Origin of the sequence: Borborobacter arsenicus, from assembly GCF_003934165.1 — a bacterium.
GTDB lineage: Bacteria > Pseudomonadota > Alphaproteobacteria > Rhizobiales > Rhizobiaceae > Pseudaminobacter > Pseudaminobacter arsenicus.
In genome coordinates, this window is record NZ_RKST01000011.1 from 109,387 (window position 1) to 126,330 (window position 16,944).

Annotated in this window: 17 protein-coding genes and 1 tRNA gene; 8 read left to right on the forward strand and 10 right to left on the reverse strand. The window is 60.7% G+C overall.

The window, feature by feature from the left end:
• The first annotated feature begins 58 nt into the window (after positions 1 to 58).
• Complete coding sequence (locus EET67_RS15290; protein WP_128627060.1) at positions 59 to 532, forward strand: aminoacyl-tRNA deacylase; 474 nt, start codon at positions 59 to 61, stop codon at positions 530 to 532.
• Between the two features lie 77 nt (positions 533 to 609).
• Here EET67_RS15290 and EET67_RS15295 read toward each other — a convergent pair whose 3' ends face one another.
• From EET67_RS15295 to EET67_RS15315, 5 genes are all read right to left on the reverse strand, one after another.
• Complete coding sequence (locus tag EET67_RS15295; RefSeq protein WP_128627061.1) at positions 610 to 1,422, reverse strand: DUF2189 domain-containing protein; 813 nt, start codon at positions 1,420 to 1,422, stop codon at positions 610 to 612.
• A gap of 233 nt (positions 1,423 to 1,655) precedes the next feature.
• Positions 1,656 to 3,056 carry an NAD(P)(+) transhydrogenase (Re/Si-specific) subunit beta gene (locus EET67_RS15300; RefSeq protein WP_128627062.1) on the reverse strand — a complete coding sequence of 467 codons (1,401 nt, stop codon included), beginning with the start codon at positions 3,054 to 3,056 and terminating at the stop codon, positions 1,656 to 1,658.
• 1 nt (position 3,057) lies between these two features.
• Positions 3,058 to 3,489, reverse strand: coding sequence for an NAD(P) transhydrogenase subunit alpha part 2 (locus tag EET67_RS15305; RefSeq protein WP_128627063.1), 432 nt, complete (start codon positions 3,487 to 3,489; stop codon positions 3,058 to 3,060).
• The gene (locus EET67_RS15310; RefSeq protein ID WP_128627064.1) at positions 3,489 to 4,760 is read right to left on the reverse strand and encodes a Re/Si-specific NAD(P)(+) transhydrogenase subunit alpha; all 1,272 of its coding nucleotides are present in this window, start codon (positions 4,758 to 4,760) and stop codon (positions 3,489 to 3,491) included. The genes EET67_RS15305 and EET67_RS15310 overlap by 1 nt, the downstream gene beginning before the upstream one ends.
• Positions 4,761 to 4,849: 89 nt before the next feature.
• A complete protein-coding gene (locus EET67_RS15315) occupies positions 4,850 to 5,098 on the reverse strand; it encodes an aa3-type cytochrome c oxidase subunit IV (protein WP_128627065.1) in 249 nt (82 codons plus the stop codon).
• Between the two features lie 290 nt (positions 5,099 to 5,388).
• Between EET67_RS15315 and EET67_RS15320 the strand changes: the two genes are divergently transcribed.
• On the forward strand, positions 5,389 to 7,950 hold the full coding sequence (locus tag EET67_RS15320) for an AMP-binding protein (protein ID WP_128627066.1): 2,562 nt from the start codon (positions 5,389 to 5,391) through the stop codon (positions 7,948 to 7,950).
• Here EET67_RS15320 and EET67_RS15325 read toward each other — a convergent pair.
• On the reverse strand, positions 7,947 to 8,402 hold the full coding sequence (locus EET67_RS15325) for a host attachment family protein (protein WP_128627067.1): 456 nt from the start codon (positions 8,400 to 8,402) through the stop codon (positions 7,947 to 7,949). The two genes, EET67_RS15320 and EET67_RS15325, sit on opposite strands and share 4 nt — an antisense overlap.
• A gap of 322 nt (positions 8,403 to 8,724) precedes the next feature.
• Between EET67_RS15325 and EET67_RS15330 the strand changes: the two genes are divergently transcribed.
• From EET67_RS15330 to EET67_RS15340, 3 genes are all read left to right on the forward strand, one after another.
• Positions 8,725 to 9,180 carry a GNAT family N-acetyltransferase gene (locus EET67_RS15330; RefSeq protein ID WP_128627068.1) on the forward strand — a complete coding sequence of 152 codons (456 nt, stop codon included), beginning with the start codon at positions 8,725 to 8,727 and terminating at the stop codon, positions 9,178 to 9,180.
• Between the two features lie 277 nt (positions 9,181 to 9,457).
• Positions 9,458 to 10,627 carry a hypothetical protein gene (locus EET67_RS15335; RefSeq protein ID WP_128627069.1) on the forward strand — a complete coding sequence of 390 codons (1,170 nt, stop codon included), beginning with the start codon at positions 9,458 to 9,460 and terminating at the stop codon, positions 10,625 to 10,627.
• 10 nt (positions 10,628 to 10,637) lie between these two features.
• On the forward strand, positions 10,638 to 11,000 hold the full coding sequence (locus EET67_RS15340; protein WP_128627070.1) for a hypothetical protein: 363 nt from the start codon (positions 10,638 to 10,640) through the stop codon (positions 10,998 to 11,000).
• 98 nt (positions 11,001 to 11,098) lie between these two features.
• On the opposite strand, the gene EET67_RS15345 is transcribed toward EET67_RS15340, so the two are convergent.
• Together EET67_RS15345 and cpdR are read right to left on the reverse strand one after the other, a co-directional pair.
• Positions 11,099 to 11,173, reverse strand: a tRNA-Val gene (locus tag EET67_RS15345).
• A gap of 176 nt (positions 11,174 to 11,349) precedes the next feature.
• The gene (gene cpdR, locus EET67_RS15350; protein WP_128627071.1) at positions 11,350 to 11,712 is read right to left on the reverse strand and encodes a cell cycle two-component system response regulator CpdR; all 363 of its coding nucleotides are present in this window, start codon (positions 11,710 to 11,712) and stop codon (positions 11,350 to 11,352) included.
• 209 nt (positions 11,713 to 11,921) lie between these two features.
• Between cpdR and EET67_RS15355 the strand changes: the two genes are divergently transcribed.
• Complete coding sequence (locus tag EET67_RS15355; RefSeq protein WP_128627072.1) at positions 11,922 to 12,809, forward strand: N-formylglutamate amidohydrolase; 888 nt, start codon at positions 11,922 to 11,924, stop codon at positions 12,807 to 12,809.
• Positions 12,810 to 13,044: 235 nt separating this feature from the next.
• The gene (hisN, locus tag EET67_RS15360; protein WP_425359529.1) at positions 13,045 to 13,797 is read left to right on the forward strand and encodes a histidinol-phosphatase; all 753 of its coding nucleotides are present in this window, start codon (positions 13,045 to 13,047) and stop codon (positions 13,795 to 13,797) included.
• Between the two features lie 3 nt (positions 13,798 to 13,800).
• Here the strand turns inward: hisN and EET67_RS15365 are convergent, their stop codons facing one another.
• Positions 13,801 to 14,754, reverse strand: a complete 954-nt coding sequence (locus tag EET67_RS15365; RefSeq protein ID WP_128627177.1) for an alpha/beta fold hydrolase — start codon at positions 14,752 to 14,754, stop codon at positions 13,801 to 13,803.
• A gap of 443 nt (positions 14,755 to 15,197) precedes the next feature.
• Here EET67_RS15365 and EET67_RS15370 point away from each other — a divergent pair, with 443 nt between their 5' ends.
• Complete coding sequence (locus EET67_RS15370; RefSeq protein WP_128627074.1) at positions 15,198 to 15,671, forward strand: Hsp20 family protein; 474 nt, start codon at positions 15,198 to 15,200, stop codon at positions 15,669 to 15,671.
• 56 nt (positions 15,672 to 15,727) lie between these two features.
• Here EET67_RS15370 and EET67_RS15375 read toward each other — a convergent pair whose 3' ends face one another.
• Entirely contained in the window at positions 15,728 to 16,777 is a 1,050-nt protein-coding gene (locus tag EET67_RS15375; protein WP_128627075.1) for a threonine aldolase family protein, read from the reverse strand.
• Positions 16,778 to 16,944: the final 167 nt, after the last annotated feature.

A 16,944-nucleotide genomic window follows, 5' to 3' on the forward strand; every position in this document is an offset into this window, starting at 1 on the left:
TGTTCCAGTCCGGCTGGGTGCCGCTCTGGAGCTTTCGTCAAAGCAAGGGGTGCCGGAGATGACGATTGCAAACAGACTGAAAGACTATATCGACGAGCGCGGCGTTGCCTATGACACGGTTGCGCATCACCGCACGGCCACAAGCCGGCAATCGGCCACTGCGGCTCATGTGCCGGGCAGCAGGATGGCCAAATCCGTTCTTGTCCACCACGAAACCGGCTATGCGCTGGCCGTGGTGCCGAGCACGCACCGGATCGAGCTTGGAATGCTGCAAGACCTGCTCGACCGCCGGCTCGGCCTCGCTTCCGAAACCGAAGTCGGGACACTGTTCGACGATTGCGACATCGGGGCGGTGCCGCCGATCGGGGCTGCCTATGACGTGCCGGTGATCCTGGACGAGAGCCTGGGCGACGCCGACGATATCTATTTCGAGGGCGGCGACCACAGGACGCTGGTGCATGTCAGTGGCACGGATTTTCGCAACCTGACCAGCGATGCCCGCCGGGCCCGCTTCAGCCATCCGTCGATCTGACAAATCGTGGCTGACACCAAAAGCAGGCGGCACGCCCCTTTCACAGGGCGTGCCGCGCGGTAATCAACTGGCTTGAATTATCGTGAGACGGTAAGCGGCGGCTCCACCGCCTTGCGGTAGACATGCCACGTGGCATGGCCGAGGATCGGCAGCACCACAGCCAGTCCGGCAAATAGCGGCAGCGAGCCGATGATCAGCAGAACCGCCACCATCAGGCCCCAGACGGCCATGGTGATCGGGTTTTTCCAGACTACCCGCATCGAGGTATGGATCGCCTCATAGGCACCGACATCGCGGTCGAGCAGCAACGGAAAGGCAACGACCGTAGTGCACAACGCTATGACTGCGAAAACGAAGCCGATGGCGTGCCCCATGATAATGAGCGTCCAGCCGCGCCCGGTGGCGAAGATTTCATTGATGAAGCTGGAAACCGATGCCGGCGGTTCGGGCCCGAACAGCTGCTGGTAGAAGGTCTGCGCCGTCAGAAGCCAGGCGATGAAGAGGCCGAACAGCAATATGCCGACCGCCGCGATCGACGGCAGTGCGGGGGAATTGCGGACCTCGAAGGCGTGACGCCAGGAGGCATCCATCCCTGCCTCGCGCCGCCGGCTGATTTCATAAAGCCCGACTGCGGCAAACGGGCCGATCAGTGCAAAGCCGGAAACCAGCGGAAACAGCAGCGGCAGGGCGTTGTTGCCGGACGTCCAGGCCGCCAGGAAAACGCCTACCAGAGGATAAATGAGGCAAAGAAAGACGATATGCGACGGCTTGACCATGAAATCGTCGACACCGCGCATGAAGGCATCGAAAATATCCGAAATGCCAATCTTGCGAACACCAATATGTTCAAGCGTATCGCTGGCACCTGCTATGACGTGAAAGCCTGCCATGACCATTCCTCCTCGATCAGGTCGGGTTCGGTCGCGGTCTGCCGTGCTGTCGTCTAGCGTGAGGGGTCACGCCTGATCGCGACCTGCATTGCCATCACGGCAATACTACACGTCCTGTTGGGAATTTTCCACATGGCGTTTCAGCAACCGCAGGCCGCGGCCGGGCGGCATGTCGCGCGGATTTTGCGGTTCAGCGTGAATGCCGGCAGCCGGCATTCACGGACTAATGGTATCTAGTGATCCATCGCCTTGACGATGTCGTCGGTCATCTTCTTGGCATCGCCCAAGAGCATCATGGTGCCGTCCTTGTAGAACAGCGTGTTGTCGATGCCCGCATAGCCGGACCCCAGCGAGCGCTTGACGAACAGGCAGGTGCGCGCCTTGTCGACTTCGAGGATCGGCATGCCGTAGATGGGCGAGTTCTTGTCGTCGCGCGCCGACGGGTTGGTCACGTCATTGGCGCCGATGACATAGGCGACGTCGGCCTGAGCGAATTCGGAGTTGATGTCCTCCAGTTCGAACACCTCGTCGTAAGGCACGTTGGCTTCGGCCAGAAGCACGTTCATATGGCCGGGCATACGGCCGGCGACGGGATGGATGGCGTATTTGACTTCGACGCCATTGGCCTTCAGCTTGTCGGCCATTTCGCGCACGGCGTGCTGGGCCTGGGCCACCGCCATGCCGTAGCCCGGCACGATGATGACCTTTTGCGCATTCATCATCAGATATGCGGCATCGTCGGCCGAACCCTGCTTGACGGTACGCTCGATGCCGTCGTCGCCAGCGGCCGCCGAAGCCTCGCCGCCGAAACCGCCGAGAATGACGGAGATGAAGGAGCGGTTCATGCCCTTGCACATGATGTAGGACAGGATCGCACCCGACGAGCCGACCAGCGCACCGGTGATGATCAAGGCAAGATTGCCGAGCGTGAAGCCGAGTGCGGCGGCTGCCCAACCCGAATAGGAGTTCAGCATCGACACCACCACCGGCATGTCGGCGCCGCCGATCGGTACGATCAGCAGCACGCCGAGCGCCAGCGACAGCACCACGATCAGCCAGAAGATGGTCGTGCTTTGCGTGGTCACCAGAAGGACGATCAGCACCGCCAGCGCAATGCCGAGCCCGGCATTGATGACATGGCGTCCCGGCAGCATGATCGGCTTGCCGGACATACGTCCGTCGAGCTTGAGGAAGGCGATGACCGAGCCGGTGAAGGTGATGGCGCCGATGGCCACGCCAAGCGACATTTCCACCAGGGCCTGGCCATGGATGGCGCCGACCGTGCCGATGCCAAAGCTTTCCGGTGCATAGACGGCGGCAGCGGCCACCATCACGGCAGCAAGGCCGACGAGGCTGTGGAAGGCGGCGACCAGTTGCGGCATCGCCGTCATGGCGATGCGGCGGGCAATGACGGCGCCGGCACCGCCGCCGATGGCGATGCCGACCACGATCAGCCCGAAGGCGCCGAGCGAGGGCGTGGCAAGCGCCAGCGTGGTGGCAATGGCGATGCCCATGCCGACCATGCCGTAGATATTGCCCTTGCGGCTGGTCGTCGGATGCGAAAGGCCGCGCAGCGCCAGGATGAACAGGATGCCGGAGACGAGATAGAGGAAGGAGGCGAAGTTGGCGTTCACGTCACTTCTCCTTCTTCTTGTACATTGCCAGCATGCGCTGGGTGACAAGGAAGCCGCCGAAAATATTGACCGAGGCAAGCACCAGCGCCACGAAGCCGAAGCCGGTCGCAAGGCCAGCCGCCGAGATGCCGACGGCCAGCAACGCGCCGACCACGATCACCGAGGAGATGGCGTTGGTGACGGCCATGAGCGGCGTGTGCAACGCCGGCGTCACCGACCAGACGACATAGTAACCGACGAAGATCGCCAGCACGAAAATGGCGAAGCGGAACACAAATGGATCAATCGCGCCGCCCGACAGCGCATGCGCCGTATCACCCACTGGTGCGGCGATCGCCTCTGCCTTTTCGAGATCGGTAAAGGCAAGACGCACACCGGCAACGGCCTGCTCAAGCTGGTCGAGCGCTTGTTCGAGAGCGGTTTTTTCTTCCATCACGCGTCCCCCTTAGATGCCTTGCCCGCCGTCGATCTGGCAGCAGGCTTTTTCGCGGCGGCCGGTTTTTTGGCGGCGGCTTTCTTCGGCGCTGCCGCCATCTCCGGCTTGACGGCCTTAGCCGCAGGCGTTGCCGCCGAATTGGCGAAATTGGGGTGCACGACCTTGCCGGCGTCGGTCAGCATCGTCGCCTTGACCAGTTCGTCGTCGCGATTGATTGCAATCGCCTTGGCGTCCTTGTCGATCATGGTCTCGAGGAAGGCGACAAGGTTCTTGGCATAAAGCAGCGAGGCGGATGCCGCCACGCGGCCGGCCATGTTGAGATGGCCGACGATCTTGACGTCATTTGCCGTAGTCACGACCTTGCCGGCAACCGCACCCTCGACATTGCCGCCGCGCTCGACCGCCAGATCGACGATCACCGAGCCGGGCTTCATCGAAGCGAGCATCGCAGCCGACACCAGCTTCGGCGCCGGCCGGCCGGGGATCAGCGCCGTGGTGATGACGATGTCCTGCTTAGCGATATGCTCGGCCGTAAGTGCTGCCTGCTTGGCCTGGTATTCCTTGGACATCTCCTTGGCATAGCCGCCGGCGGTTTCGGCCTGCTTGAACTCCTCGTCCTCGACCGCGATGAACTTGGCGCCGAGCGAGGCGACCTGTTCCTTGGCAGCAGGGCGAACGTCTGTGGCGGTCACCACGGCACCGAGGCGACGCGCGGTGGCAATGGCCTGCAGGCCGGCGACGCCAACGCCCATTATGAAGATCTTTGCCGCCGGAACGGTGCCGGCCGCCGTCATCATCATCGGTAATGCCCGGTCATATTCAGCAGCCCCGTCGATCACCGCCTGGTAGCCGGCGAGGTTGGCCTGGCTGGACAGCACGTCCATGACCTGCGCGCGGGTGATGCGCGGCATGAATTCCATGGCGAACGCCGTCACGCCGGCTTTGGCAAGGGCGGCCACCGCCGGCTCGTTGCCGTAAGGGTCCATGATGGCGATGACTGCGGCGCCGTTTTTATAGGCTTTCAGTTCGGCCTCGGTCGGGCGGCGAACCTTGAGAACCACATCCGCCTTGCCTGCATCGGCCGCCTTGCCGATCGAGGCGCCGGCCTTGGCGAAGTCCGCATCGGGAATGCGCGACAGGGTTCCGGCCCCTGCTTCCACGATCACGTCGAGGCCAAGGCTGACAAGCCGTTTGACCGTATCCGGCGAGGCCGCGACCCGCGGCTCGTTGGCGTCGATTTCACGCGGAATGAAAACCGTCTGTCCCACCGCATGCCCCCCTTTTTGGCTGGAACTCTGACTTGACGCGGACAGTCACCCGACGAGCGAAAGAGGCCTGTCAGGCAAAAGGCGACATATCAGGAGATATGCGTGGGAATGTCGCGAAGCAGGTAGGCGCCAACCGCACAGATGATGATGAAAAGCACAGTAGCGGAAAAGAACCCGGCGCTGGTGAAGAAGCCGAATGCCATCGCGATCAAAGTGGATGCACAAATGAGCGCGCTGTATTTGGCAAGCGCAATGAACAGCTTGTAGGTACGCTCATGCTCGGGATAGTCCATATTGGCACCCGTTTCGAGCGGCCCGGCAGGTGTGTGGTCAGCCATCAAAAAATCCTCCGAAAAGATTTGACTGCGCACATAGCGAAAAGCGGCGTGGAGGGCAATGCCTCCGGATGTCGCGCCAGCGGCCTTTCCCGCCCTAAGTGCATCATTCGGCTGCGACTTCCTGCATTTTTGTCGGTGATGAGCGCGAACCGATCGGTGCAGGGTGACACCGCGTGCTGCAATTGCATTCCAGGTGATAAAATATGATGCATTCATTCAAGAATTAATGTAGCCGGATTCTGCGATTTGGGGCGGCGTGTCCTGCCCATCCGTTGTCGGGGTCAGGCGAAATGCAGTGGGTCGAACGATTCGAGGGGTTCAACGACCAGCCGGCACTTATCTTTCCGGGCCGTACCCCCATTTCCTACAGTGAACTGGCACGCCGGGTCGGCGCATTGGCGCAGGAATTCGGGCCGCACAAGAAACTCATAGCGGTGGTGGCGGAGCCTACGGAACATGCGGTCATCGCCTATCTTGCGGCCCTGCGTGGCAGGCACGCCGTCGTGCTGCTGCCGTCTTGCAATCCGATCGCATTGGACGACTTCATAGACGATTTTTCGCCGGACATTGTCTGTCGGCGAATTGACGGCCGCTGGCGCTGCCATGCGCAAACGGTCAAAGCGAGTGTCGATTTGCATCCCGACCTTTCGGTGTTGTTGGGCACTTCGGGCAGCACCGGCAAGAGCCGCTATGTTCGCTTGTCGCACGCCGCGATAGAAGCGAATGCCGCCGCCATCGGCAGCTATCTGGGACTGGATGCCAGTGACCGTGCCGCACTCATCCTGCCGTTTCACTATTCCTATGGATTGTCGGTGCTGAACTCCCATCTTGCGGTGGGTGCCAGCATCTATTTTCCCGCAAGCGGAGCTGCCGATGCGGAATTCGCCACTGAGATACGCGCTTCCGGCTGCAGCAATATCAGCGGCGTTCCCTACTCATTCGAACTGATGGATCGAACCGGCTTTCGCCGGCATGAATTGCCGTCGCTGCGCTTCATGACCGTTGCCGGCGGACGCATGGAACCGACGCTCGCCGAAACCTTCCGGCGATACCTGGCCGACAGGGGACGACGGTTCTACATGATGTACGGCCAGACCGAGGCGACGGCGCGCATCGCCTATGTTCCTCCCGAAGAGCTTGCCGGCAATGTCGGCAGCATTGGCGTGGCCATCCCCGGCGGTTCGCTGCGGCTTGTCGATGAAGATGGCAATCCGGTCGAAAAGCCGGGCCAAACAGGCGAACTGGTCTATCGCGGCCCCAATGTGATGATGGGATATGCGCTTGCCCGTGAAGATCTGGCGAAGGGCCCGGAAATTGCGGAACTTCATACCGGGGACATGGCCGAACGGGACAGCCACGGCTTTTATCGTATCGTCGGCCGGCGGCGGCGCATGTCGAAAATCGCCGGTGTGCGGATCAGCCATGGGGCGGTGGAGGCAGGGCTTGAACAGGCTGGAATCTCTGCTGCTGTGACCGGCGATGACGAGCGGATATTTGCGCTGGTCACTTCGCCGCATTCGGACGATCAAGTGCTCAAGGTGATGATGGCCGCAAGCAGCTTACCCAGATCGCATGTCGAATTGGGCAGGGCCTGCGCACTCCCCCGGCTCGCCTCCGGCAAGGTGGACTATGCGGCTGTGTCTGCGCGCTTCAAGGAAATCCGGGAGCCGCCGAACGAAGGTATCCTGAGCGCGTATAAGCGCGCATTCTATCCTCGCCAGGTCGGCCCCGGCGATACGTTCGAAGGTTTGGGAGGCGATTCGCTGCTCTATGTGCAGCTATCCGTGGCGCTGGAGCGGGAGCTTGGGCATGTGCCGGACGGGTGGGAAACCATGCCCGTGGCGGCCCTTCGCAAGTCGAAGCATGAGAACCGCGCCTACAGCTCGATAGACAGCCAGCTTGTTCTGCGCGCTGCCGCCATCCTGTTCATCGTCGTGCATCACGCCACCCTCTGGCCTATTCCCGGCGGGGCGGCCGTTCTGGTCATGCTGGTGGGATATGGCCTGGCACGTTTTCAGCGCCAGCGTCTGCTTGCGGGCGACTCGGCCGGCGTGTTGCGATCGCTGGCGGCTAATCTTGCGGTTTACCTGCCTATCGTCGCCGGCTTCTCGCTGGCGCGCGGGGAGATTTTGTGGCCGTCATTCCTGCTTGTCGGCAATCTTGGCCTGGTCGGGTCAGCTCACATGATGCCGTATCTCTATTGGTTCGTGGAAGCCTACGCCCAGATCGTGGTTTTGTGGGTTGCTCTTTTTTCGATTTCCCGGGTCCGTGATTTCGCGCGGTCGCAGCCCTTCGGCTTCGGCCTGGTGCTGCTGACATTGGCGGTGGCGGCCAAGCTGCTGACCCCTCTGGTGTGGAATATTGGCGGGGCGCAGATTTTCACACTGCCCGATGTGTTTCATCTTGCGGCGCTGGGCTGGTGCGTCTGCTTTGCAAGCTCGCGATTTGAACGCCGGATATTGGCATCGATCGCCATCGGCCTGTGCGCGTTCCTGGCCTGGTGGGGCGGCAACTGGGTTGGCTCATGGATGAAGTTCATGCTGGTGCTCGGTGCCGTGCTTGTTCTGCTCCACGTGCCCCGCATCGCCCTACCGCGCTGGCTGGCGCGCTGCGTGCTGCCGGTCTCGGCCGCCAGCTACCACATCTACCTGTTTCATCGGCTGATTCCCGAGTGGTTGCTGCCGCATCCGCAAGCCGCCAGTGCGACGGTCACCGTTTTGGCCATCGCGGTGGGTGTTGCGTCCGGCCTGGCGGCGTTTCTTGCGCAGAAATGGCTGCTGGGGTGGCTGTCGAGGCGGACGGAATCTGGCACAGAAACCGTTCGCAGCCAGCGGGGCCTGCGACCGACCTAAGCGCCCTTCAACAATTCCTCGATCTCGAAGACCGTGTGGTTTGTCAGGGTTTTAGGTATCTCGGCGGTGACTCTGGACACCACCTCGTCATGCAAGTGCTTGCGCATCTCCCCAAGGATCGGCGGTGGCGCGATGATCACGAGTTCTTCGAACCGGCTACGATGCGCGAGCTTGTACAACAGATCGGCGACATCATTGGCGAAACGCTCCTTGTTGAGCCGGTGCCAATCCGTTTCCTCATAGGCGCTGTTATGCGCGGACGGTCCGTCGCTGTGGCGACCGGGGCGCTCGGTTCCCTGTTCTCTGGTGGCGGGGTTGGCCTGCTCCATCTCGCGGATGACTTCGAAATCGGGAAATTTCGTATCGCCCTTGTTCCTCAGCAGTAGCGCTTTCTCGCCATCGGCCACCACGATCCACAGACCGTGTTTCAGCTTGATGTCGATGCTGCTCATGTCATGTTCTCCAGTTTCAGGCTTGTCACGGCCAACGCCTGATGAACTTGGAGGGTTCCAGTGGAGGATCGATCGATCGTGTAATTGACGGGTCTGGCGAAGTCCGACGTCGTTTTTCTTTGCGCCGGATCAAAGTGGGCTGATCCTTGGATTGATAAGGTGCAGTGTGCTGCATCCTCCCGTGTTGCAGCGCGCTTTGGAGTTCCCTCCATCCTGCCCCGCTTCGGCGGGGCTTTTTTTCATCTCCGCCTGATTGGCGGATGATGTGCAACCCATCCGTTTCGATCGTTGAACGAGAATTTTCCGATGATATCGTTGCGCGATGGAACACGAAATACGACTTGCCAATCCTGCCGATCGTCGTGCCGTCGAGGGCATCGTGCACGATGCCTATTCGCATTATGTGTCCAGCATCGGCACCGTGCCCGGCCCGATGCTGGATGATTACGGCATCCTGATTGAGGAGAGCCGGGTGCATGTCGTTGAGAAGTCCGGTGCCATCCGGGGAATTGTCGTGCTGATCCCGCAGGAGGATGCCATGCTCCTCGACAATATCGCGGTCATTCCGGCTGCCCAGGGCACGGGACTTGGCCGCAGGATGCTCGAATTTGCGGAGCGGGCGGCCATCGACGCAGGCTTCACGAAAATCAGGCTCTACACTCAGGAGGCGATGACCGCGAACATCGATCTCTATCACCGCATCGGCTATCGGGACACGCACAGAGCGGAAGAGAAGGGGCTGCGAAGGGTCTATATGATCAAGGAACTGGTCATTTAACCGCGCGGGCCTCCTACGCTCGATGTTGTCCACCTGTCTGGCGTATTCGCGTCGGAATTCAACTCCCGCTTCTACTTCCAAACGCAGAAGATGCGCCGCCACCTGCCGGCCACCACCTGCAGTAGCGACATCGCAGCAATTTTCATAGAAGTTACACCTCGATAAACTGCTGCTCTTGTGCAGAATATCTGGCTGTGCCTTTATTGTTGCTCACTGTTTTCGGGTGGGGAACATGAAACTTTCGTCGATGTTTCTAATGTGCTTGGCGACATTTTGTATGAGCGTAGCAATCGCTGAAGAAAGGACCATGCATTTCGATAATATTGTCTTTGAATATGATTTTCCGTCGCGCTTCGCTTTTGTCGGTCGCTCCGACGGAAGTGTTTATTTTAGCGACGACACAACAGTATTTGAATTCAACTGGAGATATCTCGGCGCGGATGAGAATGACGACCGCGCCAGCATGATATTGTCCGAGATCGAGGAATTTCCGACCTTGTATCGCGAGGACGGATATTTCAGAGACGATCTTGAATTCGAGATTGTCAAAAAGGAAGCTCTGAGCCTCGGTGCCTATATCCAGTGGCGGGACGTCGGAAACGGTTTCAGCCGGTTAAGCTATGGCGTGGCGACATGCTGCAATAAATACATGCTCGTCACGATCGAACGTCCAACCGCTGTAGGCCACGAAGATTGGATGGAGGTTTTCTACTCCTCCTTCCGGCAAGGCAAAATCGCGCAGTACGATTCATCCGACAACGGCCTGGAAGGGACTGACTGGAAGCTGCCAAGAGCCACGACACCTGCCCAAACGACCAGGCAGCTCCTCTACGATGCCTGCAGCAGCAGCTGGAACAAGAGGCTTTTCGCTGGACGCGCGGACAACAAGATGATGGGCGCATTTACGGTGGCGGGCAAGGCTTGGTGCAGCTGGGATCACGCCAGGCGGACCCTTGGCGAGGCGTGGGAATCGATCAAGACAGCTTGTCAGGAAAATGGCGCGGGAGACGAGTGCTATGTGTTCGCCACAGGCGAGAATCTCGCCGACTGGGCCAGCGAGGAAAGATTTTCGGTCGAGTTGGGCACTCGCGAGGAGCGGTATCGCGAATCGCAGGTTGCCGCGCGCCCGGTTCAGCCAGAACAATCGCCCGACTCCGGCGGCGGAGGTTCGATCCTCAACGATCTGATGGGCGCGGCCGGGGCGGCTCTTGAGGGCTTCAATACCGGCGCAGCCATCGGCAGGGCACTGAATGGCGGTGGTTATACGCCAAGTGTGGGAGGTGGTGGAGGATCGCGAGACGCTTGCCCGCAAATGCGCGCCAACGCGCAAAGCTGCTACCAGAATTGGCAGAACATCGGCGGCGGTACGGCACCTGGGACCCAAGCCGGGTCGTTCTATGAATGCTACAAACAATATGACGGCGCAGCGCGCGGTCTCGGTTGCTGAGGAGCTTTCAATGAGTTGGTTGCCGAAGGAAGGGTTTATGCGCCGGCTGGTGATCGCGTTGCCGTTCCTGTGTCTTGGCGTTGCTCCGGGTCATGGCAAAAGCTGTGAGGAAGCGATCGATGAAATCGCAGTTCAATGCATGCTGAAGAAGGGTGTCGAGCACGGCGCCGCCTGCCGCAAGGAAGCCCAGGGCCGGCTTCAGAACTGCAGGAATTTCCAGGGCGAGATGGCGGATTTTCGCGGCACCGCCAAACAGGGATGGAACGACCCTGAAGGCAATGTCTACAAGAGCTGCGAAGACAAGCGCCGCGAGAACTATGTCCTGGACAAGGACGAAATAGATTATTGCGGGGGGCTCCCGCGCAGGAAATAGCTGGCTCTGCTCACCATTGGGGTCAGGAGGCCGGGCAGGTTCTGCCGCAGACGCTGCCTTGCGACATGGTGTGTATCAGCAATGGCGATTTAAAAGGATGGTGGGCGTGACAAGGATTGAACTTGTGACCCCTGCAATGTCAATGCAGTGCTCTCCCGCTGAGCTACACGCCCATCCGACGCCGCGCATACACCACATATGCCCTTAAGCGTCAATAGAGCAATTCCACGAAAAAGGGGAACCGCCTTCCCGCTTTGGAATCGCTTCGACGGATTGCTCGCAGCCGGTGGCACGAACTGCATCAGGCAATCAAAGCTGGCAGGCGATTGTGGTTCGAAGGACGCCCTGTTCAGGCAGCCTGCAGCATCTTTTCGACTTCGTGAACCAGTTCGCGCAGATGGAAGGGCTTCGACAATACCTTGGCGTCCCGCGGCGCCTTCGAATCGGGGTTCAGGGCAACGGCGGCGAAGCCGGTGATGAACATCACCTTCAGGTCCGGGTCGATTTCGGTGGCGCGGCGGGCAAGTTCGATCCCATCCATCTCCGGCATGACGATATCGGTCAGAAGCAGCGAAAAGGGCTCTTCGCGCAGACGCTCATAGGCGCTTGCGCCATTGTCGAAATCGCTCACGTCATAGCCGGCGCGCTCCAGCGCCTTGACCAGGAACCGGCGCATGTCGTCATCGTCTTCCGCCAGAAGAATGCGTGCCATCGTTTTTGCTCGAATCACCTTTGAAAAACTGCGCTGGTGCAGCCTTGTTAACCATCCTGTATATGAAGATCGGACGGTAAACATCAAGTGAATGACGCTGCAGGCCCCATGCGAAACGACCTAACGGCAAAGGTCCCGAATCGCTGGACATGCCGATTGCCAGATGGCACTTTCGTGGCCATGGCAGAGTGTTGTGCGGATCGAGGACGATGACGGCAGCCGATGATTTTTCGACGGTGGCGCCGTTCGAGATCCGACAGGGCGGACAGCAGCGCGTGCCCTTCGTGTTCAATTCCCCGCATAGCGGCCGCTACTATCCGGCACGGTTCCTCTCCATGGTGCGCCTGGATGGCGATGCCATCCGCCGCTCTGAAGATTGCTATGTCGACGAATTGTTTTCCGGCGCCGTGGCGCTGGGAGCGCCGCTGATGGCGGCCAATTTCCCCCGTTCCTATCTCGACGTGAATCGGGAGCCGTGGGAACTTGATCCACGCATGTTCATGGAGCCGGTTCCCTCCTTCGCCAATATCCGCTCGGCGCGCGTGGCCGGCGGGCTCGGCACCATCCCCAAACTGGTGGGCGAGGGGCTCGACATCTATGCCGGCCGCCTGCCGCTCTCAGAGGCGCTTGGCCGCATCGAGACCGTCTACAAGCCCTATCATGCGGCGCTGAAGCAGCTTGTCATGCGCACCCATATGCAGTTCGGCTCGGCGGTGCTCATCGATGGCCACTCCATGCCGGCAAGCGTGCGCATCGGCGAGACCGGCGTGCGGCCGGATTTCATCATCGGCGACCGCTTCGGCACTTCGGCCTCGCGCGCGCTGACCGAGACGGCGATCTCGATCCTGATTTCGATGGGCTACACGGTTGCCCACAACAAGCCTTATGCCGGCGGCTTCATCACCGAGCATTACGGCCGGCCGGCGCGCAACCTGCATGCGCTGCAGATCGAGATCAATCGCGGGCTTTATATGAACGAGCAGACATTCCGCAAATCGGCGGGTTTCGATGCGCTCACCGATGACCTCACCTGCTTCTGCGCCGAACTAATGGCCAGCCTGACTCCGGTGGACGACCTGCCGCTCGCCGCAGAGTAGCACTGCGGAACGGAAAAAGGTGTCTGCGCTGCACTTAGACCATGATACCGAAAAGTGTGAAGCGGTTTTCGGACGACATCATGGTCTATCAAATTGATTGTGCCGCATGTATGCGTCGCCAAGTGAGTCCACTTGGCCGCAACATGCTCTAGCCAGTTGCATTCGTCCAGTTGGACTGTTCCGCATCGGCGGAACCGCATCCCAGGAGATTTCATTGTCGATCACGGTTGAGTTCATGCGACGCATCGCCGAGGCGGCCGCCACCGAGACGCTGCCGCGTTTTCGGCGGCAAAGCGAGGTGTCCAACAAGCTTTCGGGCGGCTTCGATCCGGTGACGGAGGCGGATCGCGGCGCTGAACGCGCCATCCGTGCGCTCATCAATGCCGAATTCCCCGATCATGGCATCCTCGGTGAGGAATATGGCGCTGAAAATGTCGCCAACAGCCATGTCTGGGTGGTGGACCCGATCGACGGCACCCGCGCCTATATTTCCGGCCTTCCCGTCTGGGGCACGCTGGTCGGGCTAACGGTGGATGGCGATGCCGTTGCCGGCATGATGTCGCAACCCTTCACCGGCGAGCTTTACTATGCCGATGGCGCGGGCGCGCATTATGAGGGGCCGGGCGGTGCGCGCCGGCTTTCCACGCGTGCAACGACAGCACTTGCCGACGCGACGCTGTTCACCACCACGCCGGCGCTTTACGAGGGCGACAAGCGCCTGCGCTTCGACCGGCTGGAACAGCAGGTCAGGCTGTCGCGCTACGGCGTGGATTGCTATGCCTTTGCCATGCTTGCCTCCGGCAATATCGATCTTGTCATCGAACCCGGTCTGCAGCCCTATGATATCGTGGCGCTTATCCCGATTATCGAACAGGCCGGCGGCATCATCACGAATTTCGATGGCGGCCCGGCGGAGAATGGCGGCGACATCATTGCCGCGGCGACCAGGGAGCTTCATGCCGCCGCCATGCAGGTGCTCGGCGGCTAGCCGTCACGCGACAGGCGCATTCGTGCCTGGAATGAAGGCGTCGAAGGCGGCAAAGAACTGCTCGCGATAGAAATCGGCTTCCTGGAGGATTTCGTGACGCGCGCCGTCGATCGTCAGCAGCGAGCTGACGCGCAACTGGCGGGTGAAATGCTCGATTGCGCCATTGGAGACGACACGGTCGGCGCCGGCTGCGACGATCAGGGTCGGGATCTGCATCCTGGCCAGGAACTGCGGGGTCTGGAGACTGGAAGCTGCCTGGCAGGCGGCCCTGATCCAGGCAACCGTCGGTCCGCCCACCGCAAGATGCGGATAGGCTTGGTAGAGGGCGGCGTTGCGCTGATAGCGCACGGGGTCCGAGGTCAGCACATTGTCGGCAAAGGGCGAAGCGCGCGGCCGTCCGCCGGCAATGTAGCGGCGGCCGAAACCGGTGAAAGTAAGTGCCGTTGCCAGCCGGCCGATGGAAGGCATCGACAAGGGCGACTTGTAAAGGGCCAGAAGCGGCGCGATCAGCACCATGCGCCGCACCCGGTTGACCATGGCGGCCGCGTCGAGCAACGCCACTGTGGCTCCGGTCGAATGGGCAAGCAGGTAGAACGGCCCGCGGCAGTCAGGCAGTACGATTTCGGCGAAGAAGCGGTCGAGGTCCCTGGCATAATCGAGGAAGCTGCGGACATGGCCGCGCGCGGCATCGCCCAGCAGGCGGTCCGAAGCGCCCTGGCCGCGCCAGTCGAAAGTGGCGCTGCCGAAGCCGCGTTTGGCCAGATCCCGCGCTGTTTCGAAATATTTCTCGATGCACTCGTTGCGGCCGGGCAGTATCACGACGGTGCCCTTCAGCGGCCGCGCCGTGGCCGGAAACAGCCCATAGCGCAGCCTCTTGCCGTCATGGGCGGCAAAATAGCCCGATGTGCTCCTCTCGGGCGCCGGATTTTCCGGGATGTGGTAGAAATAATCCGCCATTGCCACGCTTAGACAGATGTTTTGTGCGCCGTTCAAGAGGCAATTCGAGGTACCGCGAGCAAGGGTTCTACCCGAACCGGGTAATGCGGGTGTAGTGCCAAAAAAACGAGACCGGAAGCAGCAGTGCTGGCTTCCGGTCTCTGTCGGACCGGGGGAAGGGACGTTGCACCCGGCTCGGCATTGGTGGCGAAGCCTTTTCGGCCCCGCCCGTTCAGGAGGTCGAGGCCAATCTAGCGTAGCTTTCGTGAACGCGGCCCGAAGGCGCGGTTCATCTGCCGTTCATGCTGGGTGTGTGGTTTTTCCCGCCCTTGAAATGCCGGTTGGGGTTTCCCAAATGCTTGATGTGGCCGCCGTGAACGGGGCCGCTGACCGCACCGGAATGCCATGATGGGTTTCGAAGCTGGTCACACGCAAACCATGTTGCTCAACAGGAGAACACAACCATGCGTCACGTTGATTTTTCCCCGCTCTATCGCTCGACCGTCGGTTTCGACCGGCTTTTCACCATGCTCGACTCGCTGGCCCAGCCTGAGGGCGGCCAGACCTATCCGCCCTACAATATCGAGCGGACGGGCGAGGATGCCTATCGCATCAGCATGGCGGTTGCCGGCTTCTCGGAAGATGAAATCGCCATTGAAGCGCACCGCAACGTGCTCAGCATCAAGGGCGAGCGCAAGGACGAGGCCAATGGCGACGGCTCCGAAGTGCTTTATCGCGGTATTGCCGCGCGTGCCTTCGAGCGACGTTTCCAACTTGCCGACCATGTCGATGTGACCGGGGCCAAGCTCAAGAACGGCCTGCTGCATATCGATCTGAAGCGCTCCATTCCCGAAGAGCTGAAACCCCGCAAGATCGCGATTTCAGCCGCTTCGGACAAGTCGGCCAAGCAGATCGAAGCCAAGGCCGACACCAAGTAACAATCGCTCCTCCCGAGCGAAAGCGGCGCCTCCGGGCGCCGCTTTTTATTGGGGTCTCAGGCGATCAAATCGCCGAAACGGTCCACCTCTTCCTGCGTGGTCGCAAAGCTGGTGACCAGCCGGCACATGGTTTCGTCCGGACCGATCGGGCCGGCAAAACCATGCGGCGGGTTCCATGGGTAAAAGACAGCGCCTTCCCTGGTCAGCCGTTCCACCATTTCATTTTTGATGATCGGAAAAAGTTCGTTGGCCTGAGGCCGCCAGCCGAGGCGGGCATTGCCGGAGGCGTCGATCGCCTTGGCCAGCCGTATCGCCATGGCGTTGGAATGGCGGGCCGTCTCCAGCCAGTGGCCATCGGCCAGATAGGCGTCGAATTGTGCGGCGATGAAGCGCGATTTCGAAAACAGTTGCGCCGCGCGCTTGCGCAGGAAGCCGAATTCGCGCGCCTTCGAAGTGTCGAACAGGATCACGGCTTCTGCGCACCAGCAGCCATTCTTGGTGCCGCCGAAGGAGACGATGTCGATGCCGCGCTTCCAAGTCATTTCGGCGGGTGTTGCGTCCAGCGTCACCAGTGCATTGGCAAAACGTGCGCCGTCCATATGGACGGGCAGGCCGCGCTTCCTGGCGATGGCGGCGAGTGCGTCGATTTCGTCTAGGCTGTAGACGGTGCCCACCTCCGTAGCCTGTGTCAGCGACACCGCCATGGGCTGGCCCGAATGCACGAACTCAGGCTCATAGCGGGAAAGCGCTGCCTCCAGATTTTCGGCCGTCATTTTGCCTTGCGGCCCGTCAACCGGGTAGAGCCTTGCGCCGCCGGTAAGATATTCCGGCGCGCCGCATTCATCCTCGATCATGTGGGCTTCGCGGTGGCAAAAGGCGATCCCGCCGGTCCGGTTGACCGAGGCCAATGACAGCGCATTGGCGGCGGTGCCGGTGGCGACGAAGAAGACGGAGACTTCACGCTCGAACACGTCGTTGAAACGCTGGGCAACGACCTGGTCGATCCCGCCATTGCCATAGGCGGCATCGAAACCTGTCGCATTGGCCGAGAGAGCGGCGGCGACTTTCGGATGCGCGCCGGCCCAGTTGTCGGAAGCGAAAAACATGTGAGCGTCCCATTGGTCTATGTCGAACCCACTGACATAGACCGGCTTTGCCCGGCCACATCAAGGCCCACAGGTGGGATTTCCGCATGACAGGTGGATTTTGCTGCGCCAAATCAGCGGGATAGAAAGTTGCTCAGCTGATCGTGACTGAGAAAGTTTGTTACGAG

What these genes read in the sequence shown, in the direction of transcription:
- EET67_RS15290 (WP_128627060.1), top strand. Translation starts at nt 59, where the DNA reads ATGACGATTGCAAACAGACTGAAAGACTATATCGACGAGCGCGGCGTT.
- EET67_RS15295 (WP_128627061.1), bottom strand. Translation starts at nt 1,422, where the DNA reads ATGGCAGGCTTTCACGTCATAGCAGGTGCCAGCGATACGCTTGAACAT.
- EET67_RS15305 (WP_128627063.1), bottom strand. Translation starts at nt 3,489, where the DNA reads ATGGAAGAAAAAACCGCTCTCGAACAAGCGCTCGACCAGCTTGAGCAG.
- EET67_RS15315 (WP_128627065.1), bottom strand. Translation starts at nt 5,098, where the DNA reads ATGGCTGACCACACACCTGCCGGGCCGCTCGAAACGGGTGCCAATATG.
- EET67_RS15320 (WP_128627066.1), top strand. Translation starts at nt 5,389, where the DNA reads ATGCAGTGGGTCGAACGATTCGAGGGGTTCAACGACCAGCCGGCACTT.
- EET67_RS15325 (WP_128627067.1), bottom strand. Translation starts at nt 8,402, where the DNA reads ATGAGCAGCATCGACATCAAGCTGAAACACGGTCTGTGGATCGTGGTG.
- EET67_RS15330 (WP_128627068.1), top strand. Translation starts at nt 8,725, where the DNA reads ATGGAACACGAAATACGACTTGCCAATCCTGCCGATCGTCGTGCCGTC.
- EET67_RS15335 (WP_128627069.1), top strand. Translation starts at nt 9,458, where the DNA reads ATGAGCGTAGCAATCGCTGAAGAAAGGACCATGCATTTCGATAATATT.
- EET67_RS15340 (WP_128627070.1), top strand. Translation starts at nt 10,638, where the DNA reads ATGAGTTGGTTGCCGAAGGAAGGGTTTATGCGCCGGCTGGTGATCGCG.
- cpdR (WP_128627071.1), bottom strand. Translation starts at nt 11,712, where the DNA reads ATGGCACGCATTCTTCTGGCGGAAGACGATGACGACATGCGCCGGTTC.
- EET67_RS15355 (WP_128627072.1), top strand. Translation starts at nt 11,922, where the DNA reads ATGACGGCAGCCGATGATTTTTCGACGGTGGCGCCGTTCGAGATCCGA.
- hisN (WP_425359529.1), top strand. Translation starts at nt 13,045, where the DNA reads ATGCGACGCATCGCCGAGGCGGCCGCCACCGAGACGCTGCCGCGTTTT.
- EET67_RS15365 (WP_128627177.1), bottom strand. Translation starts at nt 14,754, where the DNA reads ATGGCGGATTATTTCTACCACATCCCGGAAAATCCGGCGCCCGAGAGG.
- EET67_RS15370 (WP_128627074.1), top strand. Translation starts at nt 15,198, where the DNA reads ATGCGTCACGTTGATTTTTCCCCGCTCTATCGCTCGACCGTCGGTTTC.
- EET67_RS15375 (WP_128627075.1), bottom strand. Translation starts at nt 16,777, where the DNA reads ATGTTTTTCGCTTCCGACAACTGGGCCGGCGCGCATCCGAAAGTCGCC.